Genomic DNA, 25065 nt, shown 5'->3' on the forward strand with positions numbered 1-25065 from the left:
AAGTCGAAGCCCGTTTGCGCACGCTCGAGCCTGAAGCGGCCGGCCTGGCCGAACACATCTGGAATGAGGTGGAGTCAGGCAACCACCAGGCGCCATTCCAGCAGGTGACCAGCCGATTGAGGGCACAGATCACCCAGGAAGACCCCTCCCGAATCCGCGATACCTACCACGCCCTGGGGCAGATGCTCAGTACCGATGCTGCGCAGGCCAAGCCCGGCTACAGCGCACAGAACCTCCCGTACGTGTACCTGCAGGGCGGCATGAATACCCTTGTGGTGCCGGCAGGCAAGACAGGACCGTGCGAATCAGGTCCAGTCGTCGATGCCCTCGCGCCGGTAGACCTCGGCGAATGCAGGGCGGTCCTTCATCCGGCGGGCGAAATCGTGCAGGACCCGCCAGCTGTCGGTTGGTTTGGGCATGTTGCGCGACCAGCGCATCAGCATGGTCAGGACGAAGTCCGCCGCCGACACCTGCGCGCCGAGCAGGTACGGGCCGTGGACTTCGAGATGGTCGGCCACCTGCTGCCAGGCAGCCTCGATCCGCTGGCACGCGCGGGCCTTGACCTCGACGGCGCTGGCCTCGCCGGCCGGCTCGTCCGCGTAGAACCAGCTGCGGTATGCCGGCATCAGCGTGTAGGCACAGAAGAACATCCAGCGGTAATACGCGGCGCGCGCCGGCGTGGCGATGGCCGGTGCCAGCCCGGCCTCGGGATGCAGGTCGGCCAGGTGCATGGCGATCGCCGCCGATTCGGTCAGCACCTGCCCGTCCAGGATCAAGGCCGGCACCCTGCCCTGCGGATTGATCGCAAGGTACTCCGGCGACTTCTGCTCGTTCCGGTCGAAGTCGAGCATGCGCAGGTCGTGGTCGACGCCAAGCTCGATCAACAGCCAGTGGACGACGAGCGAGGCGGTGCTGGGCGAACCGTAGAGGACGACGGACATCGACGATGGCTCCCGTTGAACGTCAGGAAAAAAGAAACCGGCCCGGGGCCGCCTTCGGTCAGGTGCTCAGGCTTCGACCACGACGGGTATCCCGGCGATCCGCGCCTGCCACTCCCTCGGCCCGGTCTTGTGCACCGACTCGCCGGCCGCATCGACCGCCACCGTCACCGGCATGTCCTTGACCTCGAACTCATAGATCGCCTCCATGCCCAGGTCCTCGAACGCCAGTACCTTCGAGGCCTTGATCGCCTTGGACACCAGGTAGGCCGAGCCGCCCACCGCCATCAGGTACACCGCCTTGTTGTCGCGGATGGCGTCGATCGCCGCGTCGCCGCGCTCGGACTTGCCGACCATGCCCAGCAGCCCGGTCTGCTCCAGCATCTGCCGGGTGAACTTGTCCATGCGCGTGGCCGTGGTCGGGCCGGCCGGGCCCACCACCTCGTCGCGCACCGGATCGACCGGGCCGACGTAGTAGATGAAGCGGTTGCGGAAATCCACCGGCAGCGTCTGCCCGCGGTTGAGCATGTCGACCATGCGCTTGTGCGCCGCGTCGCGGCCGGTCAGCAGCTTGCCGTTGAGCAGCAGCACCTCGCCCGGCCTAAAGGTGGCCACCTCCTCGCGGGTGATCGTATCCAGGTCCACCCGGCGCGCGTTGGCCGGGTTGTAGGTCAGCTTCGGCCAGTCCTCCAGCGAGGGCGGATCCAGCGCCACCGGGCCTTGGCCGTCCAGGGTGAAGTGCGCGTGCCGGGTGGCCGCGCAGTTCGGGATCATCGCCACCGGCAGGTTGGCCGCGTGGGTCGGGTAGTCCTTGATCTTGATGTCCAGGACCGTGGTCAGCCCGCCCAGGCCCTGGGCGCCGATGCCCAGCGCGTTGACCTTCTCGTACAGCTCCAGGCGCAGTTCCTCGACCCGGTTGGACGCGCCGCGGGCCTTGAGGTCGACGATGTCGATCGGCTCCATCAGCGCCTCCTTGGCCAGCAGCATCGCCTTCTCGGCGGTGCCGCCGATGCCGATCCCGAGCATGCCCGGCGGACACCAGCCCGCGCCCATGGTCGGCACCGTCTTCAGCACCCAGTCCACGATCGAGTCGGACGGGTTGAGCATGGCGAACTTGGTCTTGGCCTCCGAGCCGCCGCCCTTGGCCGCCACGATCACGTCCACGGTGTTGCCCGGCACGACCTTGACGTTGACCACCGCCGGGGTGTTGTCCCGGGTGTTGGTGCGCTTGCCGGCCGGATCGGCCAGCACGCTGGCGCGCAGCTTGTTGTCCGGGTGATTGTAGGCGCGGCGCACGCCTTCGTTGGCCATGTCTTCCACGCCCATGGTGGCGTCGTCCCAGCGCACGTCCATGCCGATCTCAAGGAACACGGTGACGATGCCGGTGTCCTGGCAGATCGGGCGGTGGCCCTCGGCGCACATGCGCGAGTTGATCAGGATCTGCGCCATCGCGTCCTTGGCCGCGGGCGACTCCTCGCGCTCCCAGGCGGCGGCGAGGTTCCGGATGTAGTCGACCGGGTGGTAGTAGCTGATGTACTGCAGGGCGTCGGCGACGGACTGGATCAGGTCTTCCTGGCGAATGGACACCGGGGTCGACGGCGCGGACCCGGAAGACGGGCGGGACGAAGCGGGAACGGTCACGGCGGGCTCATGGCTTGCGGGAACCGGGCTATTTTAGGCCAAAGCGCCGGCGTGGCCGGCTGTCACGCCGGCACGCGCCGTTCCGTCCTGGAGGCCATGGACATCGAAGATTCCTTCCAGACCCATCGCCCGCGCCTGTTCGCCCTGGCCTACCGCCTGCTCGGCAGCCGCGCCGACGCCGAGGACGTGGTCCAGGACGCCTGGTTGCGCTGGCACCAGGCCGACCGCGCCGCGATCCGCGACCCCGAGGCCTGGCTGGTCACGGCGGCCACCCGGCTGGGGATCGACCGCCTGCGCGCGGTACGCGCCCGGCGCGAGCGTTACCCCGGCCCCTGGCTGCCGGAACCGGTGCGGATCGAGCAGGACGAGGCCGCCAACGCCGCGCCCGACGACGGCCGCGCCGACCCTGGCGCCGATCCGGTCGGCGCGGCCGAGCGCGCCGAGCAGGTCTCGCTGGCCTTCCTCGCCGTGCTCGAGCGCCTGGGGCCGGAGGAGCGCGCCGCCTTCCTGCTGCGCGAGGTGTTCGACTACGAGCACGCCCGGATCGCCGAGCTGCTGGGCCGCAGCGAGGCCGCCTGCCGGCAGATGGTCCACCGCGCCCGCGAACGGGTGGCCGCGGCGCGGCCGCGCTTCGAGGTGGCGCCGCACCGGCACCGGCGCCTGCTGGAGCGGTTCATGGACGCGGCCAGCCGCGGCGACCGTGGTGCGCTGGAAGCCCTTTTGCGCGAGGACGCGCGGCTGGTCTCCGACGGCGGCGGCAAGGCGGTGGCGGCGATCCGTCCTTTGCAGGGCGGGGAGCGGATCGCGCGGCTGTTCTGGGCCGCCTACCGGCGCGCCGATCCGGCGATCGTCTGGCGGATCGGCCGGGTCAATGGCGAGCCGGCGGTCCTGCGCTACCGCGGCGACGTGCTGGCCGCGGTGATGGTGGTGGTGGGCGACGGCGAACGGATCGCCGCGATCTACACCGTGGCCAACCCGGACAAGCTGGCTGTCACGCCGCCGCACGCCGGCGCGTCCTGGTAGCGAAGGCGGCCCTGCCGGCCGCCATGGAAGCCGCCCGATGAAGTTCCATCGCGTCGAATACCCCCGCTACGTCCCCGCGGCGTTCAAAGGCCTGTATGCCGCCAGCACCGCCCTGCACGAGGGCGGCCTGGGCCACGAACTGCTGGAGATCGTGTTCCTGCGGGTCTCGCAGCTCAACGGCTGCGCCTACTGCATGGATATGCACGCCGGCGCCCTGCGCAAGGCCGGGATCGAGCCGCGCAAGCTCGACACCGTGGCCGGCTGGCGCGACAGCCGCCTCTTCGATCCGCGCGAGCGCGCCGCGCTGGCCTGGGCCGAGCAGCTGACCACCCTGCCCGCCGGCACCCCGGCCGACGCCACCTACGAGGCGCTGGCGGCCCACTTCGACGAGGCCGGGATCGCCGAGCTGACCATGGCCGTGGCCGTGATCAACGCCTGGAACCGGCTGAGCGTGGGCCTGCAGCCGGAGCTGCCCTAGGCCGCGGCGGCGGCGCGGCTCAGGCCTCGCCGCCGTCGATCCGCCCGCGCAGGTCCTGGCGGTGGCGGCGGCTGCACGGCAGCACGCCGCCGTCCTTGAGGTGGATGCGGGCGTCGCCGGTGTCCAGCGGCTCGATCGAGGCCACCTGGTCCAGGGCGACGATGTAGCTGCGGTGGATCCGGGCGAAGCGGCGCGGGTCCAGCCGCTCCTGGATCCCGGCGATGGTGCTGCGCAAGGGATAGTCGTGGCCGCGCACACGCAGGTTGACGTAGTTGCCGGCCGCCTGCAGCCACTGGATGTCGGCGGCGGCGACCAGGAACTCGCGGCCGAGCTTGCGCACCAGGAAGCGCTCGGGCCGCTCCACCGGCTCCAGCGGCGGCCCCTCCTCCGGCTCGGTCAGCAGGCTGGCCTCGCCGCGCCAGCCCCGCAGCAGCGCGCGGTAGGCCTCCATGGTCAGGACGATGTAGGCGAAGCTGCGGATGTCCTTGAGGTATTCGTACAGCAGTTCGCGCGGCCAGGGGCCGAAGTCGTAGTCCACGCCCTGGCTGGCGTAGGCGGCACTGCGCAGGGCGACCATGCCCAGGACGTGGACCACGCAGACCACCGCACTGGCCGCCAGGTAGCGCAGCAGCTGGCGGCCCCACCCGCCCCAGCGGAACGGATGGCGGCGGGTGAACCAGGCCATGCCCGGCAGGATCGCCAGCAGCCAGACCAGGGCGCTGCTGGCCTCCCAGACCATCGGCTCCCAGGCCGGGATGGCCGAGCCGCCGCGGCGGAACTCCATCAGCACGGTGATGCTGTTGGCGATGCAGTTGCCGCCGATCATCGCCAGCCAGAAGCCGGCTTCGACCCAGCGCTTCCAGGGCAGGAAGCGTTCGTAAGGGATCGGGTCGGGGTCGGGGCCGCGCATCGCGTCCATTCTAGTCGGCGGCATGCGCAGGACCCGCGCGGCCCGTCCCCGGCGTCCGCGGTTCGTCCCCGCGGGCCCGCCGGTCGTCCCCCCGCGCTGGCCGCCGGCGCCGGCCATGCCCAGCCTTGGCAGCCCCGCCGACCGGAGGATCGACCTCGATGCAACGCCGCCACGACCTGGACTGGGTCCGCGTCTGCGCCTTCGGGCTGCTGGTGCTCTACCACGTGGGCATGTACTACGTGAGCTGGGACTGGCACATCAAAAGCCCGCAGGCGGGCACCACGCTGGAGCCGTTCATGCTGCTCAGCGGGCCGTGGCGGCTGTCCCTGCTGTTCCTGGTCTCCGGCGCGGCGACCGCGTTCCTGGTCGCCCGGTCCGAGCAGGTCGCCCGGGCCGATGGCGGCCGGCCGCGCTTCCTCGGCGCGCGCTCCTGGGTCCTGCTGGCGCCCCTGCTGTTCGGGATGCTGGTGGTGGTGCCGCCGCAGTCGTACTACGAGGTACTGGACTCGCGCTATCCGGGCGGCTACCACGACGGCTACCTGGCGTTCTGGGCGCGCTACCTGCGCGGCGACGGCAACTTCTGCGACGACGACGGCTGCCTGGACCTGCCGACCTGGAACCACCTGTGGTTCGTCGCCTACCTGTGGGTCTACACCGTGGTCCTGTGGGGCCTGTGGCGCCTGGCCGGGCCGCGGCTGGGACGCGCCGGGGAGGCGCTCGGCCGGCGCCTGGGCCATCCGGCGGCGGTGCTGCTGTGGCCAGCCATGCTGCTGGGCGCAGTACGGCTGCTCCTGGTCGGCCGGTTCGAGTCCACCCATGCCCTGGTCGACGACTGGTACAACCACGCCCAGTACTTCGGCGTGTTCCTGCTCGGCTTCCTGGTCGCGCGCCAGGCGCCGGTCTGGGACGCGATCGCCCGCGTGCGCTGGATCGCCCTGGCCCTGTGGCTGGCCAGCTGGGCCGGGCTGGTCGCCTATTTCACCCACTTCGACGCGGCCGAGCCGCCGCCGTGGCTGCGCCTGTGCATGCGCATGGCCTGGGGCCTGGACCAGTGGTGCGCGATCATGGCCGTGCTCGGCTTCGCCCGCCGGCTGGCGCCAGGCGACGGGCCGGTGCTGCGCTACCTGGTGCCGGCGGTGTTCCCGGTCTACATCCTCCACCAGACCGTCATCGTGGTCGCCGCCTGGCAGCTGCGGCCGCTGGGCCTGGCACCGGCGCTGGAGGGGCCCTTGCTGGTTTTGCTGACCTTCGCCGCCTGCTTCGGCGGCTATGAGGTCATCCGCCGGGTCGCCCCCCTGCGCCCCCTGTTCGGGCTCAAGGCCCGGCGCGCGGACGGCCTTGGCGGACGCCAGGTCCCCGCGCCCCCGGGCTGACGCTGCCAGGACGGCCGGGCGTTCCGGCGCCCGCCCCCCGCACCCTGCCGTGGCACACCGCTTGCATAGGCAGCGGCGAGATCCCATCGCCGTCACCGATGCCCACCTTGCCGCCCGCGTCCCGCCGTCGCCTGGCCCCCCTGCTGCTGGCCCCCTGGCTGGTGCTGGTGCTGGCCGCGCCCACCGGTACCCCGGCCCCGGCCGCGGAAGGCGTCGACGCCCGGATCGACCGCTGCTTCGAGCTGCGCCGCAACCGCCCGCAGCAGGCCGTGGAGCTGGCCGACAGCCTGCTGTCGGGCACCGGGCTGGACCTGGAACGCCGGATCAAGGTGATGAGCTGCCAGGGCGTGGCCGCCACCCTGCTGGGCGACAATGCCCGCGCGGTGACCGTGGCCGACGCGATCGCCGCCGAGCTGGAGCGCCACCCGGAACTGCCGGCGCCCTTCCGCATGCGCGCCCTGTCCAACCTGGGCGGGATCCTGCACGGTGCCGGCCAGGTCTACCGCGCCGAGAAGGTCTACGCCCAGACCGTGCGCGTGGGCGAGGAGATCGGCGGCACCGACGCGGTCCGGGCCCAGGCCAGCACCCTCAACAACATCGGCCTGATCAACGTCGACTACCTGGACGCGCCGCAGGCGGCCGACGCCCACTACCGCCAGGCCCTGGCCCTGACCCGCTCGCTGGGCGAGTCCAACCCGCAGATCCTCTACAACTTCGCGATCAACCAGCTGCGCCTGGACGACCGCGACGCGGCGCTGAAGGCGCTGGAGGAAGCCAGCGAGGCCGCGCGCAGCTCCGCCAGCGTGCTGATGGAGCTGCGCGTGCGCAGCGCCCTGTCCGGCCTGCGCCAGGAAGGCGGCGCCGAAGCCACGATGCGCGCCCTGGAACAGATCGCCGGCCTGCAGGCCGAGCTGCCCGATCCGGCCGGCGAAGCGGCCACCCTGGCCCGCCTGTCCACGATCCAGGGCCAGTCCGGCCTGCGCGCCCAGGCCCTGGCCTCGGCCCGCCGCGCCTACGAGCAGGCCCGTCCCACCCACAGCCCGCAGGAGACCTACCAGGCCCTGCAGGCCCTGGTCGAGGCCCTGGCCGCCGAAGGCGACACCCGCGGCGCGCTGGACTACGCCGGGCGGATCAGCGCGATGAAGCTCGACGCCCTGCGCCAGCAGCGCATGGACCTGCTGGCCGACCTGCAGGCGCGCAACCAGGACGCGCTGTCCCAGCGCGAGCTGGAGCGGATGCGCTACGAGGACAACATCCGCCGGCTGAAGGAGGAGAAGTCGCGGATGCTGCGCAGCGCCGGCATCGGCCTGCTGGTCCTGCTCCTGCTGGGCGCGGTCGCCTTCGGCCTGCTGCAGCGCCGGCGCCACCAGCAGCTGCGCGTGTTCAGCGAGCGCGACGCCCTCACCGGCCTGGCCAACCGCCACGCCGCCACCGCCGCGCTCAACGCCCTGGCCGCCCAGCGCAGCCAGGACGACGCCCGCCACGTGCTGTTCCTGATCGACATCGACCACTTCAAGCAGATCAACGACACCCACGGCCACCACGCCGGCGATACCGTGCTGGCGGAAGTGTCGCGGCGGCTGCAGGCGGCCTGCCGCCCGGGCGACCTGGTCTCGCGCTGGGGCGGCGAGGAGTTCCTGGTGGCCTGCGCCAACCTCGACCCGGCCCAGGCCCAGGCCGTGGCCGCGCGCCTGTGCAAGGCCATGGCCTACACCCTGGAGACCGCGGACGGCGAGCGCGCGGTCACCGCCTCGCTGGGCCTGGCCCCGATCCCGTTCTTCGACGTCATCCCCGAAGGCCACGTCGCCCGCCGCTGGGACTACGCCCTGCGCATGGCCGACCGCGCCCTGTACGCGGCCAAGGAGCAGCGCAACGGCTGGGTCGGCTACTGGGGCGCGCGCCTGCCCGACGACGCCACCGCCGAGGCCGTGCTCGAATTCCCCGAGGCGGCCCCGGGCATCGTCCACGTCATGTCCAGCCGCCCGCGCAACCCGGCGCGGCTGCGCGAGCAGAGCCTGCGCGAGGCGCTGGCGCAACTGTAGGAGCGCTACGATCACGGTCGCCTCTCTGCCGACCGCACCGGTGTCCATGCGCCTCCGCCCGATCGCCGCCGTCCTTTCGCTGGCCGCCACCAGCGCTGTTGCCGCCGAGCGCGGAACCGAAGGCCTGTCGTTCTCCCACCACAGCTGGGAGCTGGCCTGCGACAACACCCGCACCTGCCGCGCCGCCGGCTACACCGCCGAGGACGACGGCACCGGATACGGCGCCTCGGTGCTGCTGACGCGCAAGGCCGGTCCCGGCCAGCCGCTCGCCGGCGAGCTGCGTCTGAGCGACTGGAACGAGGACGACGTGGTCCCGAAGCTCCCTCTGCGGCTGTATATCGACCGGCGCGACCACGGCCCGGTACCGGTTCCCGCCACCGCCGACGCCGAACCGCGCGCCGGACTCTCCTCCGCCCAGATGCAGGCCCTGCAGGCCGCACTGCGGCGCGACAGCGAGATCGTGTTCATGGACGCCGGACAGCGCCGCTGGCCGCTATCCGGCGACGGCGCCAGCGCCGTGCTGCTGAAGATGGACGAATTCCAGGGCCGCCTCGGCACCCCCGGCGCGCTGGTGCGCAAGGGCGACGGCGACGAATCCAAGGTCCTGCCCGCCCTGCCCGCACCGCGGGTGCGTCTGGTCGCGGTCGCCGCCGCCCGCGACGACGACGCCCGCCTGGCCACCGTCCCCGCCCTGCGCCAGGCGCTGCGCGCCAGCCTCGGCGCGGACCAGGACTGCAGCGGCCTGAACCCCGGCGAGGACGAAGCCCCGCTGCGGATCGAACGCCTGTCCGCCCATCGGGTGCTGGCATCGACCCCATGCTGGATGGGCGCCTACAACATCGGCACCGGCTACTGGGTGGTGGAGGACCGTGCGCCCTACCGTGCCGAAGCCGTGACCCTGGACGCGGTCGACTACGCCGACGGCCGGATCTTCGCCGCGCAGAAGGGCCGCGGCCTGGGCGACTGCTTCTGGAGCGCCGAGTGGGTCTGGGATGGCCAGCGCTTCGTCCAGACCCTGGAGCAGACCAGCGGCATGTGCCGCGGCATCGCCGGCGGCGGTCCCTGGTCGCTGCCGACGCGGGTGGCCGAGGTGGTCGAGTGACTACTCCCGCCGCATCGGGCTCCCTCTTGTAGGAGCCGGTCTTGCCGGCGACCGCCATGGTGGATGCGTCTGCGTGAAACCGGATGCCATTGATGCATCCGCCTCCACGGCCGCCGGCAAGACCGGCTCCTACAAGGGAGCGGAAAGCTCAAGCCGGCAGCGCATGCTCCACGACCAGCTGGATCGCCGCGCCGCCGCGGTAGTCGTCCGGCGCCAGCCGGTAGGCCAGGTGCAGCTGCGGCGGCGGCGCATTGCCGTGCCAGCCGCCGAAGTGGATCGCCGGCAAAGGCTCGCGCCGCGCCGGGTGGCGCAGGCTCAGCTTCAGGTGGCGCTCGCCCACCGTGCGCCAGTCCAGCACCTCGAAACGGCCGTCGAACAGCGGCTCCGGGAACCCCTGCCCCCATGGCCCGCCATCGCGCAGGGCCTCGGCGTGGAAGCGGTCGAACTCCTGCGGCAGCAGCTCGCCGTCGCTGAGCACCTCGGCCTGCAGCAGGTCGTCGTCCAGCATCCGCGCCGCGTGCGCCTGCCAGGCCCGCTCAAACGCCGGCAGCTGCGCCAGCTCCAGGCTCAGCCCCGCCGCCATCGCATGCCCGCCGAAGCGCGGGATCAGCCCCGGATGGGCCGCGTCCACCGCCGCCAGCGCATCGCGGATGTGGAAGCCCGGGATCGAGCGCGCCGAACCGCGCAGCAGGCCCGCGCCCGGCTCGGCCGGGGCGAACGCCAGCACCGGCCGGTGCAGCCGTTCCTTCATCTTCGAGGCCACCAGCCCGACCACGCCCGGGTGCCATTCCGGATCGAACAGGCACGGCGCCAGCGGCAGCGCGCCCTCGGCCAGGCGCGCCCGCGCCAGCGCCGCCTCGGCGTCGTCGGTCATCAGCTGCTGCACCGCCCGGCGCTCGGCATTGATGCCGTTGAGCACGCCGGCCAGCTCGCGCGCCCGCGCGAGGTCGTCGGTGAGCAGGCACTCGATTCCCAGCGCCATGTCCTCCAGCCGCCCGGCCGCGTTGAGCCGCGGACCGATGGCGAAGCCGATGTCGGCCGCGGTCAGGCGCGATGCCTCGCGGCCGCAGACCTCGGCCAGCGCGCGCAGGCCGGCGCAGCCCTGGCCATTGCGCAACCGGCGCAGGCCGGCGGCGACCAGGGCGCGGTTGTTGGCGTCCAGCGGCACCAAGTCGGCGACGGTGCCGACCGCGACCAGGTCCAGCAATCGGGAAAGATCGGGGCGTTCCTGTCGAGAAGTGCGGCCATGGATGGCCGCTGTTTGATCTTCGCGATCGGGATGATCGCCATAAAGCCTTCGCCGCAACGCCAGCAGCAGGTAGAAGATCACCCCGACCCCCGCCAGCATCTTGCTCGGGAAGGCGTCGCCGGGCAGGTTCGGATTGACGATCGCGTCGGCCGGCGGCAGCTGCGCGCCCGGCAGGTGGTGGTCGGTGACCAGCACCGGCCAACCGCGCGCGCGCGCCGCGGCCACGCCGGCATGGCAGGCGATGCCGTGGTCGACGGTGACCAGCAGTTCCGGCCGCAGCGCGGCCAGTTCCTCCACCAGCGCCGGCGACAGGCCGTAGCCGTGGATCATGCGGTTGGGCACCGCATGCGAGACCCGCTCCGCGCCGAGCATGCGCAGGCCACGCACGCCGACCGCGCAGGCGGTGGCGCCGTCGCAGTCGAAGTCGCCGACCACCACGATGTGGCGCCGTTCGCGGATCGCCGCCTGCAGCAGGTCCACCGCCGCGTCCAGGCCGGTCAGGCCGTCGGGAGGAAGCAACGAGCCCAGCTTCGGCTGCGCCTGGGCGTAGCTGGTCGCGCCGCGGGCGGCATAGACCCGCCGCAGCAACGGCGGCAGCTGCGCCGGCCAGGCGCCGTCGCAGGGGGATTCGGCGCGGCGGCGGATCCGCGGCGCGACAGGACTCATGCCCGCGGCATCCCGCTCATGTCGTCCGGCTCACGGCGCCAGCGCGGCCAGCGGCCGCCGCCAGAAGCGCCAGCGCTGGCCGTGGCGCAGGTGCAGGCGCAGGCCGTCCTCGAAATCCAGGCACAGCGCGTCGTACTCGCATCGCGCCATCGATTCCAGCAAAGGCGGCAGCACCTGCCCGGCCAGCAGCTCGAGCGAACGCAGGTGGCGCAGGTCGACCAGGCTGTCGCCGCTGGCCGCGCCCGGATCGGTGGTGGCGCTGGCCATCGACGCTCCGGCCGCGCGGCCCAGCGCCTGCAGCAGGGGATCGGGGCTGCGCACGTTCATGTAGCGCGACTGCACCTCATCGGGCAGCGCGCCGGCGCCCCAGAACCACAGCGAGTTGATCGCGACCTTGCCCTGGACGGCGCGCTCGCGGTTCCACGGATGCTGGTGCAGGACCACCTGGACCTCGGTGATCAGCGCGCGCCAGCGCCGCGCCGCCGGGTCGTCGCCCTGCGGCAGGGCCAGGAACAGGTCGTCGCCGACCGCGTCCTCGGGCGCGGAGAACTCCGGCAGCGGCGTGCCCGCGGGCAGCCGCAGGTACCAGCGCGCCGGATGCGGCGCGTCGAGCTGGAAGCCGGCATCGCCGAACAGCGGCCGCAGGGCCGGCAGCAAGGCCTGCGCGTCGGCCGCGTCCAGACCCAGGCCCTCGCCCCAGCCGAGCATGCGCGCGCCGTTGATGTCCGGGGCCACGTGCGCCGGGTCGGCGCGCAGCCAGGTCGCGCCGGCGGCATCGCCGGCGTCGGCCTGGCGGGTCAGCGCCGCCGCCGGCCAATGGTCGGGCAGCAGGCGGAAATGCCGGCGCAACTGGGCAAGCCCGCCGGCCTGCTGCTGTTCGCGGTCGGCGCGGCCCAAGGCGCGCGCCGCCGCTTCGGGCAGCGCGCCCGGCAGGCGCACGCGTGCGGGCAGCAGCAGCGAGATGGCGGTCATGGCGCGCCGTTCATGGCACCGCGATCATGACGCACCCGGCGGCGGTCGCGGGACATGCGCGCCGGCTCAGCCCAGGTACTGGACCCGGGCGATCTCGTACTCGCGCTTGCCGGCCGGGGCCTCGATCACGATCGCGTCGCCCTCCTCCTTGCCGATCAGCGCGCGCGCCACCGGCGAGGAGATCGCGATCAGGCCCTGCTTGATGTCCGCTTCCAGGTCGCCGACGATCTGGTAGCGCACTTCCTCGTCGGTCTCCACGTCGGCCAGGGTCACGGTGGCGCCGAACACCACCTTGCTGCCGGCGTTGAGCTTGGCCACGTCGATCAGGTCGGCGTGCGAGAGCTCGCTCTCGAGCTGCTTGATCCGGCCCTCGATGAAGCCCTGCTGCTCGCGCGCGGCGTGGTACTCGGCGTTCTCCTTGAGGTCGCCATGGCCGCGGGCTTCAGCAATGGCGGCGATCACCTCAGGCCGCTTCACCGACTTCAGGTGGTCCAGTTCCTCGCGCAGGCGCGCGGCGCCCCGCAGCGTCATCGGTGCCCTCATGCCTGCAGCTCCTCGTGCAGCTCCTGCAGCGACCAGACCGGACCGGTGCCGCGGAATTCAAGCGAATGCACCAATGCCTTGGCTCCAGCGATGGTGGTCGAGTAGGTTACGCGCTGCTGCAACGCCTCGCGCCGGATCGAGAACGAGTCGGCGATCGCCGCGCGGCCCTCGGTGGTATTGACGATGTAGGCGATGTCGCCGTTCTTGATCGAGTCGACGATGTGCGGGCGGCCCTCGGCGACCTTGTTGACCACCGAGCACTCCACTCCGTTCTCCTGCAGCCAGGCCGCGGTGCCGCGGGTGGCGACGATGCTGAAGCCGCGCTCGACCAGGGCCTGGGCCACCGGCAGCACCCGCTTCTTGTCCGGGTCGCGGACCGAGACGAAGGCCTTGCCCGGCGCCGGCGCCTTGATCCCGCCGGCCTCCTGCGCGCGCGCCATCGCCGCGCCGAAGCTGCGGCCCACACCCATCACCTCGCCGGTGGAGCGCATCTCCGGGCCGAGGATCGGGTCCACGCCCTGGAACTTGGCGAACGGGAAGATCGCCTCCTTCACCGAGTAGTAGTCAGGCACCACCTCGCGGGTGGCGCCCTGCTCGGCCAGCGAGCGGCCGGCCATGCAGCGCGCGGCGATCTTGGCCAGGGCCACGCCGGTGGCCTTGGACACGAACGGCACGGTGCGGGAGGCGCGCGGGTTCACTTCCAGCAGGTAGACGGTGTCGTCGCCGTCCTCGTTGGCCTGGATCGCGAACTGGGTGTTCATCAGGCCGACGACATTGAGGGCCTTGGCCAGCTCGATGACCTGGCGGCGCAGCTCGCCCTGGGTGGCGGCCGAAAGCGAGTACGGCGGCAGCGAGCAGGACGAGTCGCCCGAATGCACCCCGGCCTCCTCGATGTGCTCCATAACGCCGCCGATGAGGGTGGCGCCGGTGGAATCGGCGATCAGGTCCACGTCCACCTCGACCGCGTTGTCGAGGAAGCGGTCCAGCAAAACCGGCGAATCGTTGGAGACCTTGACCGCGTCGCGCACGTAGCGCGCCAGGTCGGATTCGCCATAGACGATCTCCATGGCGCGGCCGCCGAGCACGTAGCTCGGGCGCACCACCAGCGGGTAGCCGATCTCGCGGGCCAGGACCAGGGCTTCCTCAGCGTTGCGGGCGATCCGGTTCGGCGGCTGCTTCAGGCCCAGCGAGTCGACCAGCTGCTGGAAGCGCTCGCGGTCCTCGGCCAGGTCGATCGAGTCCGGGCTGGTGCCGATCACCGGCACGCCGTTGGCCTCCAGCGCGCGCGCCAGCTTCAGCGGGGTCTGGCCGCCGTACTGCACGATCACGCCCTTGGGCTGCTCGAGTTCGACGATCTCCAGCACGTCCTCGAGCGTGAGCGGCTCGAAGTACAGGCGGTCGGAGGTGTCGTAATCGGTGGAGACCGTCTCCGGGTTGCAGTTGACCATGATGGTCTCGTAGCCGTCCTCGCGCAGGGCAAGGGCGGCATGGACGCAGCAGTAGTCGAACTCGATGCCCTGGCCGATGCGGTTGGGACCGCCGCCGAGGATCATGATCTTGTCGCGACTGGTCGGCTGCGCCTCGCACTCGTCCTCGTAGGTCGAGTACAGGTACGCGGTGCTGGTGGCGAACTCGGCCGCGCAGGAGTCGACCCGCTTGTACACCGGCTTGACCTTGTGCGCGCGGCGCAGGGCGCGGATGCCGGCCTCGTTGGTGCCGGCCAGCTGGGCCAGGCGCGCGTCGGAAAAACCGTCGCGCTTGAGCTTGCGCAGGCGCGCGGCGTCCAGCGAGTCCAAGCCCTCGGCCGCCAGCTTCTTCTCTTCCTGCAGGATCTCCTCGATCTGGTCGAGGAACCACGGGTCGATGAAGGACAGGGCATGGATTTCCTCCACGCTCATTCCGGCGCGGAAGGCGTCGGCCACGTAGAACAGGCGTTCCGGGCCCGGGGCCTTGAGTTCGCGGCGCAGGGTCGCCAGGTCGTCCTCGCTGCCCAGGTCCAGGCCGGTGGGGTCGAAGCCGACCTTGCCGGTCTCCAGCCCGCGCAGGGCCTTCTGCACCGATTCGCGGAAGGTGCGGCCCATCGCCATCACCTCGCCCACCGACTTCATCTGGGTGGTCAGGCGGGCGTCGGCCTGCGGGAACTTCTCGAACGCGAAGCGTGGAATCTTGGTGACCACGTAGTCGATCGCCGGCTCGAACGAGGCCGGGGTCTTGCCGCCGGTGATCTCGTTCTTCAGCTCATCGAGGGTGTAGCCCACCGCCAGCTTGGCCGCGACCTTGGCGATCGGAAAGCCCGTCGCCTTGGAGGCCAGCGCCGAGGAGCGCGACACCCGCGGGTTCATCTCGATCACCACCACCCGCCCGGTCTGGGCGTTGATGCCGAACTGCACGTTTGAGCCGCCGGTGTCCACGCCGATCTTGCGCAGGACCGCGATCGAGGCGTCGCGCAGGCGCTGGTACTCCTTGTCGGTCAGGGTCTGGGCCGGGGCGACGGTGATCGAGTCGCCGGTGTGCACGCCCATCGGGTCCAGGTTCTCGATCGAGCAGACGATGATGCAGTTGTCCGCGGTGTCGCGGACCACCTCCATCTCGAACTCCTTCCAGCCCAGCACCGATTCCTCCACCAGCACCTCGGTGGTCGGCGACAGCTCCAGGCCGCGGTTGACGATCTCGATCAGCTCCTCGCGGTTGTAGGCGATGCCGCCGCCGCTGCCGCCCAAGGTGAAGGACGGGCGGATGATGGTCGGGTAGCCGACCGTGGCCTGGATCTCCAGCGCCTCTTCGAGGGTATGGGCCACGGCCGCCTTCGGGCACTCCAGGCCGATCTCGCCCATGGCCACGCGGAACAGCTCGCGGTCCTCGGCCATGCGGATGGCGTCGCGCTTGGCGCCGATCAGCTCGACCCCGTACTTCTCCAGCACGCCGTGGTCGGCCAGGTCCAGGGCGCAGTTCAGCGCGGTCTGGCCGCCCATGGTCGGCAGCAGGGCGTCGGGCTTCTCCTTGGCGATGATCTTCTCGACCGTCTGCCAGTTGATCGGCTCGATGTACACCGCGTCAGCGGTGTCCGGGTCGGTCATGATCGTGGCCGGGTTGCTGTTGACCAGCACCACCCGGTAGCCCTCCTCGCGCAGGGCCTTGCAGGCCTGGGCGCCGGAGTAGTCGAACTCGCAGGCCTGGCCAATGACGATCGGGCCTGCGCCGATGATCAGGATCGTCTTGATGTCGGTGCGCTTTGGCATCTCAGTTCTTCTCCGCGTGCGTGTTCGACATCAGCGCAACGAACCTGTCGAACAGCGGTGCGACGTCGTGCGGGCCGGGCGAGGCTTCCGGGTGGCCCTGGAAGCTGAAGGCGGGGGCGTCGGTCAGCTCGATGCCCTGGTTGGTGCCGTCGAACAGCGAGCGGTGGGTGACGCGCACGTTGCCCGGCAGGGTGGCCTCGTCGACCGCGAAGCCGTGGTTCTGCGAGGTGATCATCACCCGGCCGCTGTCGATGTCGATCACCGGATGGTTGGCGCCGTGGTGGCCGTGGCCCATCTTCACCGTCTTCGCGCCGGCGGCCAGCGCCAGCAGCTGGTGGCCCAGGCAGATGCCGAACAGCGGGATCTTCCTGGCCACGAACTCGCCGATCGCGGCGATCGCGTAATCGCACGGCTCCGGATCGCCCGGGCCGTTGGACATGAACACGCCATGCGGGTTCATCGCCAGCACGTCCGCGGCGGGCGTCTGCGCCGGGACCACGGTGACCTCGCAGCCGCGCTCGGCGAGCATGCGCAGGATGTTGGTCTTCACCCCGAAGTCGTAGGCCACGACCTTGAACTTCTTGTCCGCCTCGACGAAGGCGTTGCGGTCCAGGTCCAGCTGGCCGGCGCTCCACGGATAGGCCGTGCCGGTGCTCACCACCTTGGCCAGGTCCATGCCCTTCAGGCCGGGGAACTTGCGCGCCGCTTCCAGCGCCTGCTCGACGTCGATCGTGCCGGCCATCAGCGCGCCGTTCTGGGCGCCGCGCTCGCGCAGGATGCGGGTGAGCTTGCGGGTGTCGATCCCGGCGATGGCGACCACGCCGCGCGCCGCCAGCCAGTCCTGCAGCGAGGCCTGGCTGCGCCAGCTGCTGGGACGGCGCGGCACGTCGCGCACGATCAGGCCGGCCGACCAGACCTTGGCGGCCTCGTCATCCTGGTCGGTGCAGCCGGTGTTGCCGATGTGGGGATAGGTCAGCGTGACCAGCTGGCGGGCATAGGAGGGATCGGTCACGATCTCCTGGTAGCCGGTCATGGCGGTGTTGAACACCACTTCGCCGACCGACAGGCCGCTGGCGCCTACGGATTCGCCCTCGAACACGGTGCCGTCTTCGAGGACGAGGATTGCGGGTTGGGTCACGTCGTTCGCCTTGAGGTGGAGGAGCCCTGTCGCCGGCCGGCCTGGTCGAAAGCGGGCTGCAAGAAACCGCGGACGGGTGTCTCTCCGGTCCGAGGCGTGGGGTAACAGGCGAGCGGGAATTGTACCGGCGACGCCCCCAAAAGGGAACGCCGGATCAGCGCCGGATGCGCCGCGGCGCGCGCCGGTTCAGGCGTCGCCGAACAGCAGGCCGCGCATCGTGTACGCGCCGGGCGCGCGTCCGGCCAGGCCGCTGGCGGCCTGCAGGGCGCCGCGGGCGAAGATGTCGCGGTTGGTTGCGCGGTGAACCAGTTCGATCCGCTCGCCCTGCCCGGCGAACTGCACCAGGTGCTCGCCGACGATGTCGCCGGCGCGCAGGCTGGCGTAGCGCGGCTGCGCGCCGCCCTGCTGCGCCGATTCGCCCAGGGTGAGCGCGGTGCCGGAGGGCGCGTCCTTCTTGTGCACGTGGTGCGATTCGACGATGTCGCAATCCCAACCCGGCAAGGCGCGCGCGGCGCGCTCGACCAGTTCGTTGAGCACGGCCACGCCGACACTGAAGTTGGAAGCCCACAGCAGGGGAATGGTGGCCGCGGCGGCGTCGAGCTTGCCCCGCTGCTCCGGCGACAGCCCGGTGGTGCCGGATACCAGCGGCCGGGCGCGGGCCACGCACAGGGCCAGCACCGGGTCGAAGCCCTCGGGCAGGCTGAAGTCGATGGCCGCATCGAAGTCCGGCACGCCGGCCAGTTCGGCGGCGGCGAAGTGCGGCACGCCGTCGACCACCCGCTGCGCCGGCGCACGCCTGGTTACCGCGGCAACCACCTGCCAGTTCGCCGGGGATTCGGCCGCCAGGCGCATCAGGGCCTGGCCCATGCGCCCGGAGGCGCCGTGGATGAGGACTCGCAGGGGCGTGGTGTTCATAGGCCGCGCAGGCTAGCCGGCAGGCGGCGGTGGGGCAAGCGGCCTACCAGACCAGGTCGTCCGGCACCTGGTAGCGCGGATCGGCGTAGGGATCGTCCTGCCGGGACGGCGGCGGTTCGGTCCCGGCCGGGGCTTCGGACGGCCCCTTCAGCGCCACCGCCGGCGGGAACACCGCCTCGGCTTCGGCCAGCACCGCCGCGTCCACCAGCAGGTAGCGGCCGTTGAGCTGGAGCACGCCCAGCTCGCCGGCGGTGAGCGCCTTGAGCTGAGCCTCGTTGACGTAGATCCGCTTGATCCTGCCGCCGTATTCGAAGTGGCGGGCGATCTCGGCGGCCGGGTCGTTCAGGGCCTTGCCCTGCAGCAGTTCCTCGAGCCTGGCCCGTGCCTCGCGACGCTGGCGGGCCTCCTCCTGCTTCTGCCGCTCGGCCTCGATCCGCTCCTGCTTTTCCTGGTTGGCGCGCAGGGCCCAGGCCTTGCCCAAGTCCATCTCCGAGGCCGGCTTGCGGCGCGCGCCCGCCTCGCCCGGCTTGCCGCCCGGGCGGCCGCCGCCTCCCTGGCGCGCTAGCGTAGTGCCCTTGGCCTGGGCACCGGCATGGCCTTGCGGACCGCCCCGGCGCTGCTCACCCCCACGCCCGTGCGGACCGCCCTTGCCGCCCGGCCCGCGCGGATGCGCGCCCTGCCCGCCCTTGCCGTCGCGGGACGGGGCCGGTTTGCGCTCGGGTTCGGGGGCCTTGAAGCCGAGGTTGAGCAACTGGTCGCGGAGGCTGTCGATCATGGGCGTGGTCGGGCGTGCGGTGGCCGCGTGGCGGCCAGTGGTACGGAAAGGTACGAAGTTCGAGGCGTAAACCGGGCGCGGGGCCGGTTCGGAAGCGGCGCCGCGGTCGGGTGGCGCCAGCCGCGGCTCAGTAATGCGGCGGGGGCGGTTCGCTGCCGGCGTCGGCGTAGAGCGCGCCGCGCAGGCCGCGCAGGTCGGCCAGCATCGCCTGCAAAAGGGCCTCGCTGCGCGCCGTTTCCAGCCGCGCCTCGGCCAGGGCCTGGCTCATCTCGTTCAGGGCATGCTCCTGGAAGGCGAGCCGGGTCTCCAGCTCGACCAGGCGCTGCTCCAACCGGGCATCGACGAGCCGGGCGTCGACCAGGCCGTCGTCGCCGAAGCCGGGCATCGGCATCTGCGCCGGGCTCATGGCGCGCGCCCCACTGCTGCCGTCGGACGCGAGGACACCCGCAAGGAGCGGCCGCGGCCGATGCCGTAGTAGGCCAGGCCGGCGGCCTCGATCTCCTCGGGCTCGTACAGGTTGCGGCCGTCGAACACCACCGCGTCGGCCAGGGCCGCGTGCAGGCGGGCGAAGTCCGGGCTGCGGAACTCCTTCCACTCGGTGACCACGACCAGGGCGTCGGCGCCCTCGAGCGCAGCCTGGGCCGAATCGCACAGGACCAGGTCCTCGCGCTGGCCGAAGATCCGCCGCGCCTCGTCCAGCGCCTCGGGATCGTAGGCGCGCACGCTCGCGCCGGCCTCCCACAGCTGCGCCAGCAGGCGCCGGCTGGAGGCCTCGCGCATGTCGTCGGTGTTGGGCTTGAACGCCAGCCCCCAGACCGCGAAGGTCTTGCCGCGCACGCCCTCGTCCTCGCCGCGGTCGTAGTGGCGCTGGACCAGTTCGAACAGGTGGCCCTTCTGCCGCTCGTTCACGCCCTCTACCGCCTCCAGCAGCTGCGCGGGATAGCCGTTCTGCTGCGCGGTGCGGGCCAGCGCCTGCACGTCCTTGGGGAAGCAGGAGCCGCCGTAGCCGGCGCCGGGATAGATGAAGTGCCAGCCGATCCGCGGGTCGGAGCCGATGCCCTTGCGCACCGCCTCGACGTCCGCGCCGACCTGCTCGGCGATGTTGGCGATCTCGTTCATGAAGCTGATCTTGGTCGCCAGCATCGCGTTGGCCGCGTACTTGGTCAGCTCGGCCGAGCGCACGTCCATGACCACGAAGCGGTCGTGGTTGCGGTTGAACGGCGCGTACAGCCGGCGCATGCGCGCCACCGCCGAAGCACTGTCGGCGCCGACCACGATCCGGTCCGGGCGCATGCAGTCGGCCACCGCGTCGCCCTCCTTGAGGAACTCGGGGTTGGAGACCACGTCGAACGCGACCTCCGCCCCGCGCGCGGCCAGCTCGGCGGCGATCGCCTCGCGCACCTTGTCGGCCGTGCCCACCGGCACGGTCGACTTGTCCACCACCACGGTCGGCCGCTCGATGTGGCGGCCGATGGTGCGGGCCACCGCCAGCACGTACTGCAGGTCGGCGCTGCCGTCCTCGTCCGGCGGGGTGCCGACGGCGATGAACACGATGTCGCCGTGCGCGACCGCCGCGGCCGCGTCGGTGGTGAAGTGCAGGCGGCCGGCGGCGTGGTTGGCCTTGACCATCGGCTCCAGGCCGGGCTCGTAGATCGGGATGATCCCGTTCTTCAGGCCCTCGACCTTGGCCGCGTCGACATCGACGCAGACCACGTCGTGGCCGACCTCGGCCAGGCAGGTGCCGGTGACCAGGCCGACGTAGCCTGTGCCGAAGATCGCAACGCGCATCGTGTGTTCCGTGGAGAGTCCGGGGCCTGGAAGCCTGGCACGCCGGATGTTACGGCGCGATGCCCAGCAGCTCGACGTCGAAGGTCAGGGTCGCGTGCGGGCCGATCTTGCCGCCCGGCGCGCCGTTGGCGCCGTAGGCCAGGTCCGACGGGATCCAGAACCGGTACTTGGCGCCGACCGGCATCAGGGCCACGCCCTCGGTCCAGCCGGCGATCACCTGGTTCAGGCCGAACTCGGCCGGCTGGCCGCGCTCGTAGGAGCTGTCGAACACGGTGCCGTCCAGCAGCTTGCCCTCGTAGTTCACGCGCACGGTGTCGGTCGGGTTCGGGCGCGGACCGCTGCCTTCGCGCAGGACCAGGTACTGCAGGCCCGAAGCGGTGGTGATCACGCCCTTCTGATTGCGGTTCTGGGCCAGGAAGGCGGCGCCATCGGCGCGGTTCTTCTCGGTCGTGGCCTGCTGCTTGGCGCTCATGTAGCCCTGCAGGGTGGCCATGGCCTCCTGCTCGGCCAGCAAAGGGGTGCCGCCGGCGAAGGCGGTGCGCACGGCCTGGAACAGCACGGCCAGGTCGATGTCGTCCTTCAGCGGCGCCAGCGAGGGGCCGATCGCGCGCTCGCCGAGCATGGTGCCGACGTCTTCCTTGGACGGCGCCGGCGGCTCGCTGCCCGGCGCCATGCCCGGGATGCGCTGGCCGGAGCGGGCCGCCACCGCGGTCTGCAGGCCGACGTGGGTGGCCTGGGCCTTCTCGTCGCTCTGCAGGGGCTTGCCGCCGGCGAAAGCGTTGCCGACCGCGCGCTGCATCGCGGCCAGGTCGATGTCCTGGGCGATGGGCTGGAACGAGCGGGCCACGTCCAGGCCGATCGCGTAGCTGACCTTGTCCTTCTCGCTGGCCAGTACGGTCTTGTCCTGTGCCATCGCCGCGCCACTCATCATGCTCGCTCCCATCACCAGCGACGCCAGGGCGCCACGCATGCGGTTGTTCATTCGTTGGGTTCCGTAGGGTTGTCGATCCACCGGCCGGGCCGGCGCGGCGCATTGTCGCATGCGCGTGCGGCGACGGCTCAGCGCTGCGGGCGCGGCGCCTTCAGTTCGCGTTCGATCGCCGCCACCAGCTCCGGATCCTCGGGCTTGACCTTGCTCGGCCAGTTGCCCACCACCCGGCCGTCGCGGGCGATCAGGTACTTGTGGAAGTTCCAGCCTGGCTCCACACCGGTGGCCGCGGCCAGGCGCCGGTACAGGGGCGTGGCGTCGGCGCCGGTGACGGTCACCTTCTCGAACATCGGGAACTTCACCCCGTAGGTGAGCGTGCAGAACTCCTGGATCTGTTCCTCGCTGCCCGGCTCCTGTCCACGAAAGTCGTTGGAGGGGAAGCCGAGCACGGCGAAGCCCTGCGCGGCATGGCTTCTTTGCAGCGCCTCCAGGCCTTCGTACTGCGGGGTGAAGCCGCACTTGCTGGCGGTGTTGACCACCAGCAGCACCTGCCCGGCGTACTGACGGGCCAGGTTGACGGGGGTCTTGCCGGCCAGCGGCCGGTAGTCCACGTCCAGCAGCGAGGGGCTGGCCGCGGTCGCCGGGGTCATGGCGGCCAGGACAAGAACCATCGGAATCAACGACTTGATCGACATGGTGGACTCCTTGCGGACTGAGTGGCCGGCGGGATGCCGGCATAGGCCATCGGTTGGGTCACGCGGGTGTTGACGCCCTGTGTTTAGGTGTTATAGTTGAATACAACACCAGTCACCCAGAGCAGGAAGCCTCATGAAGCGCATCAGCCAAGCACGCCGGACCGGGTTTCTCGCCTTCGGCCTGGCCGTGCTCGCGGGCAGCACGTTCCTGTCCGGGGTGGCCGGCTGGCTGCCCGACCACGATGGACGCCGTGGCGATTATGAACCGGCTGTGGCCGCGGCGGAGCGCGGCGAGGCGGACCTGGGCGAAGGCGGCGAACGCGCCGTGCGCCGGGTCAGGGCCTCGGCCATGCCCTATTTCTCCTTTGCGCAGTCCCTGCGCCCACGGGGTTGACCCATGAGTGACATCCAATGGAGCGACGGCGCTCCGATCTACCGCCAACTGAAGGACCGCGTGATCGCCATGATGCTGGACGGAATCCTCAAGCCCGGTGAAGCCCTGCCCTCGGTCCGCCAGGTCGCGGCCGAGTACCAGCTCAACCCGATCACCGTTTCCCGCGCCTACCAGGAACTGGCCGACGAGGGCCTGGTCGAGAAGCGCCGCGGGCTGGGCATGTTCGTCACCGAGGAAGCGTCCAAGCAGCTGCGCAGCAGCGAGCGCGAGCGCTTCCTCAACGAGGAATGGCCCGTTGTCGCCGAGCGCATCCAGCGCCTGGGCCTGTCCATGCAGGACCTGCTGAACTCCCTGGGGAAGAACCACTCATGAACGCCATCGCTCCCGAACACGCACGCCCCGACGCGGTCGTGTCCGCCCGCGGCCTGCGCAAGGCCTACAAGCACAAGCTGGCCGTGGCCGGTGCCGACTTCGACATCGGCGCCGGGCGGATCGTCGGCCTGATCGGGCCCAACGGCGCCGGCAAGACCACCGCGCTGAAGGCCATCCTCGGCCTGACCCCGTTCGACGGCCGGCTCAAGGTGCTGGGCATGGACCCGCGCACCCAGCGCGACGAACTGATGAACCAGGTCTGCTTCATCGCCGACGTGGCGGTGCTGCCGCGCTGGATGCGGGTCAAGGAGGCGATCGACTTCGTCGCCGGCGTGCACCCGCGCTTCGACCGGGCCAAGTGCGAGCGCTTCCTGGCCAACACCCAGCTGCATCCGAAGCTGCGGGTGCGGGAGATGTCCAAGGGCATGATCGTGCAGCTGCACCTGGCGCTGGTGATGGCGATCGACGCCCGCCTGCTGGTGCTGGACGAGCCGACCCTGGGCCTGGACATCCTCTACCGCAAGCAGTTCTACCAGCGCCTGCTGGAGGACTACTTCGACGAGGACAAGACCATCGTGGTCACCACCCACCAGGTCGAGGAGATCGAGCACATCCTCACCGACGTGCTGTTCATCCGCGACGGCCGGATCGTGCTGTCGGCCGAGATGGAGCACCTGGCCGAGCGCTACTGCGAGGTGCTGGTGGCCGCCGAGCGGCTGGAGGAGGCCCGCACCCTGGGCCCGGTGGAGGAACGCGCCCTGCCCTTCGGCAAGACCGTGCTGCTGTACGACGGGCTGCCGCGCGAGCGCGCCGCCGCCCTGGGCGAGGTCCGCAACCCGGGCCTGGCCGACCTGTTCGTGGCCCTGATGAAAGGAACCTACGCATGAATGCCGTCGCCACCACCCCGTCCAACCGCTGGACCGCCACCTTCGGCTGGCTATTGCGGCGCGAGTTCTGGGAGAACCGCGGCGGCTTCCTCTGGGCCCAGCTGATCACCAGCGGCATCGCCGTGTTCCTGGCCGCGCTGGGCGCGGTGATCGGCGTGGTCCAGGCCCGCCGCCACCTGGGCGAGACCGCCCGCGACATCGGCGACGTGGCCGAGTTCCTGCGCGGCATGGGCGCGGCCGGCGACGGCATCCTGATGGCCGGCTTCAGCCTGACCGGGATCGTGGTCGCGTTCGTGGTGTTCTTCTACGCCCTGGGCAGCCTGTACGACGACCGCCGCGATCGCAGCGCGCTGTTCTGGAAGTCGCTGCCGGTGTCCGACGCGCAGACCGTGCTGTCCAAGGCCGCCTGGGCGTTGCTGCTGGCGCCGGCGATCTCGATCGCGGTCGGCCTGCTGGCGGGGATCGTGTTGTGGATCATCGCCGGAATCGCCCTGGCCGCCAGCGGCGTACCGCACGCCGGCGCCCTGTTCACCCAGGCCCACCCGTTCCACGTCCTGGGCCGGATGGCCGCCACCCTGCCGCTGGGCATGCTGTGGTCACTGCCGGCGGTGGGCTGGCTGATGTTCTGCTCGGCCTGGGTGCGCAGCAAGCCGTTCCTGTGGGCGGTGCTGGTGCCGGTGCTGGGCTGCGTGATCATCAGCATCTTCGGCGCCATGCCGGGACTGAACGTGCCGCACGGCTGGATCTGGTACGTCGCCGTCTACCGCGGCCTGATGAGCGTGATCCCCGGCACCTGGGTCGCCGGCAACCTGGACGAGCAGTTGCTGAACGGACAGGACATCCATGATCCGGGCGACGTGGTCCGCGCCGTGCTCGAGCAGACCAGCAACCTGGAGCTGTACGCCAGCCTCGACCTGTGGATCGGTGCGGCGGTGGGCGCAGCCTTCATCGCCGCCGCCATCTACCTGCGCCGCTGGCGCGACGAAGCCTGAGCCGG

General features: G+C 71.3%; 23 protein-coding genes. 9 read left to right on the forward strand and 14 right to left on the reverse strand.

What is annotated here, in order from left to right:
* Positions 1–305: 305 nt before the first annotated feature.
* Together CSC62_RS06185 and CSC62_RS06190 are read right to left on the reverse strand one after the other, a co-directional pair.
* On the reverse strand, positions 306–941 hold the full coding sequence (locus CSC62_RS06185) for a glutathione S-transferase family protein (RefSeq protein WP_162405304.1): 636 nt from the start codon (positions 939–941) through the stop codon (positions 306–308).
* A 66-nt stretch (positions 942–1007) separates the two neighbouring features.
* On the reverse strand, positions 1008–2525 hold the full coding sequence (locus tag CSC62_RS06190) for a fumarate hydratase (RefSeq protein WP_162405305.1): 1518 nt from the start codon (positions 2523–2525) through the stop codon (positions 1008–1010).
* A gap of 150 nt (positions 2526–2675) precedes the next feature.
* Here CSC62_RS06190 and CSC62_RS06195 point away from each other — a divergent pair, with 150 nt between their 5' ends.
* Together CSC62_RS06195 and CSC62_RS06200 are read left to right on the forward strand one after the other, a co-directional pair.
* Complete coding sequence (locus CSC62_RS06195; protein WP_162405306.1) at positions 2676–3602, forward strand: RNA polymerase sigma-70 factor; 927 nt, start codon at positions 2676–2678, stop codon at positions 3600–3602.
* Between the two features lie 37 nt (positions 3603–3639).
* Entirely contained in the window at positions 3640–4080 is a 441-nt protein-coding gene (locus tag CSC62_RS06200; protein WP_162405307.1) for a carboxymuconolactone decarboxylase family protein, read from the forward strand.
* A gap of 19 nt (positions 4081–4099) precedes the next feature.
* On the opposite strand, the gene CSC62_RS06205 is transcribed toward CSC62_RS06200, so the two are convergent.
* Complete coding sequence (locus CSC62_RS06205; protein ID WP_162405308.1) at positions 4100–4990, reverse strand: LytTR family DNA-binding domain-containing protein; 891 nt, start codon at positions 4988–4990, stop codon at positions 4100–4102.
* A gap of 158 nt (positions 4991–5148) precedes the next feature.
* Between CSC62_RS06205 and CSC62_RS06210 the strand changes: the two genes are divergently transcribed.
* From CSC62_RS06210 to CSC62_RS06220, 3 genes are all read left to right on the forward strand, one after another.
* Complete coding sequence (locus CSC62_RS06210; RefSeq protein ID WP_162405309.1) at positions 5149–6363, forward strand: acyltransferase family protein; 1215 nt, start codon at positions 5149–5151, stop codon at positions 6361–6363.
* Between the two features lie 107 nt (positions 6364–6470).
* Positions 6471–8405: a tetratricopeptide repeat-containing diguanylate cyclase gene (locus tag CSC62_RS18160; RefSeq protein WP_162405310.1), complete on the forward strand. Its 1935-nt coding sequence runs from the start codon at positions 6471–6473 to the stop codon at positions 8403–8405.
* A gap of 46 nt (positions 8406–8451) precedes the next feature.
* On the forward strand, positions 8452–9507 hold the full coding sequence (locus CSC62_RS06220; protein WP_162405311.1) for a DUF1176 domain-containing protein: 1056 nt from the start codon (positions 8452–8454) through the stop codon (positions 9505–9507).
* Between the two features lie 148 nt (positions 9508–9655).
* On the opposite strand, the gene recJ is transcribed toward CSC62_RS06220, so the two are convergent.
* From recJ to CSC62_RS06275, 11 genes are all read right to left on the reverse strand, one after another.
* Positions 9656–11422, reverse strand: coding sequence for a single-stranded-DNA-specific exonuclease RecJ (gene recJ, locus CSC62_RS06225; protein ID WP_162405312.1), 1767 nt, complete (start codon positions 11420–11422; stop codon positions 9656–9658).
* A 30-nt stretch (positions 11423–11452) separates the two neighbouring features.
* The gene (locus CSC62_RS06230; protein WP_162405313.1) at positions 11453–12394 is read right to left on the reverse strand and encodes a phosphoglycerate mutase; all 942 of its coding nucleotides are present in this window, start codon (positions 12392–12394) and stop codon (positions 11453–11455) included.
* Between the two features lie 66 nt (positions 12395–12460).
* Positions 12461–12937, reverse strand: coding sequence for a transcription elongation factor GreA (gene greA / locus CSC62_RS06235; protein ID WP_162405314.1), 477 nt, complete (start codon positions 12935–12937; stop codon positions 12461–12463).
* Entirely contained in the window at positions 12934–16176 is a 3243-nt protein-coding gene (carB, locus tag CSC62_RS06240; protein ID WP_162405315.1) for a carbamoyl-phosphate synthase large subunit, read from the reverse strand. The genes greA and carB overlap by 4 nt, the downstream gene beginning before the upstream one ends.
* A 1-nt stretch (position 16177) precedes the next feature.
* Positions 16178–17314 carry a glutamine-hydrolyzing carbamoyl-phosphate synthase small subunit gene (gene carA, locus CSC62_RS06245; protein ID WP_162405316.1) on the reverse strand — a complete coding sequence of 379 codons (1137 nt, stop codon included), beginning with the start codon at positions 17312–17314 and terminating at the stop codon, positions 16178–16180.
* Between the two features lie 186 nt (positions 17315–17500).
* Positions 17501–18229 carry a 4-hydroxy-tetrahydrodipicolinate reductase gene (dapB, locus tag CSC62_RS06250; protein ID WP_162405317.1) on the reverse strand — a complete coding sequence of 243 codons (729 nt, stop codon included), beginning with the start codon at positions 18227–18229 and terminating at the stop codon, positions 17501–17503.
* A 43-nt stretch (positions 18230–18272) separates the two neighbouring features.
* Positions 18273–19004, reverse strand: coding sequence for a DUF2058 family protein (locus tag CSC62_RS06255; protein WP_162405318.1), 732 nt, complete (start codon positions 19002–19004; stop codon positions 18273–18275).
* A 127-nt stretch (positions 19005–19131) separates the two neighbouring features.
* Entirely contained in the window at positions 19132–19389 is a 258-nt protein-coding gene (locus tag CSC62_RS06260) for a SlyX family protein (protein ID WP_162405396.1), read from the reverse strand.
* A gap of 17 nt (positions 19390–19406) precedes the next feature.
* Positions 19407–20792: a UDP-glucose dehydrogenase family protein gene (locus CSC62_RS06265; protein ID WP_162405319.1), complete on the reverse strand. Its 1386-nt coding sequence runs from the start codon at positions 20790–20792 to the stop codon at positions 19407–19409.
* Between the two features lie 49 nt (positions 20793–20841).
* Positions 20842–21774: an FKBP-type peptidyl-prolyl cis-trans isomerase gene (locus tag CSC62_RS06270; RefSeq protein ID WP_162405320.1), complete on the reverse strand. Its 933-nt coding sequence runs from the start codon at positions 21772–21774 to the stop codon at positions 20842–20844.
* 77 nt (positions 21775–21851) lie between these two features.
* A complete protein-coding gene (locus tag CSC62_RS06275) occupies positions 21852–22415 on the reverse strand; it encodes a glutathione peroxidase (protein WP_162405321.1) in 564 nt (187 codons plus the stop codon).
* Positions 22416–22548: 133 nt separating this feature from the next.
* On the opposite strand from CSC62_RS06275, the gene CSC62_RS06280 reads away from it, so the two are divergent.
* The 4 genes from CSC62_RS06280 to CSC62_RS06295 are packed head-to-tail and all read left to right on the forward strand — an operon-like array spanning position 22549 to position 25060.
* On the forward strand, positions 22549–22809 hold the full coding sequence (locus CSC62_RS06280; protein ID WP_162405322.1) for a hypothetical protein: 261 nt from the start codon (positions 22549–22551) through the stop codon (positions 22807–22809).
* 3 nt (positions 22810–22812) lie between these two features.
* Entirely contained in the window at positions 22813–23181 is a 369-nt protein-coding gene (locus CSC62_RS06285) for a GntR family transcriptional regulator (protein ID WP_162405323.1), read from the forward strand.
* Positions 23178–24068, forward strand: a complete 891-nt coding sequence (locus CSC62_RS06290) for an ABC transporter ATP-binding protein (RefSeq protein WP_162405324.1) — start codon at positions 23178–23180, stop codon at positions 24066–24068. The genes CSC62_RS06285 and CSC62_RS06290 overlap by 4 nt, the downstream gene beginning before the upstream one ends.
* Positions 24065–25060 (forward strand): ABC transporter permease, encoded by a 996-nt coding sequence (locus tag CSC62_RS06295; protein WP_162405325.1) that lies wholly within the window; start codon positions 24065–24067, stop codon positions 25058–25060. The genes CSC62_RS06290 and CSC62_RS06295 overlap by 4 nt, the downstream gene beginning before the upstream one ends.
* The last annotated feature ends 5 nt before the right edge of the window (positions 25061–25065 follow it).

The organism is Pseudoxanthomonas jiangsuensis, assembly GCF_010093185.1.
Lineage (GTDB): Bacteria > Pseudomonadota > Gammaproteobacteria > Xanthomonadales > Xanthomonadaceae > Pseudoxanthomonas > Pseudoxanthomonas jiangsuensis.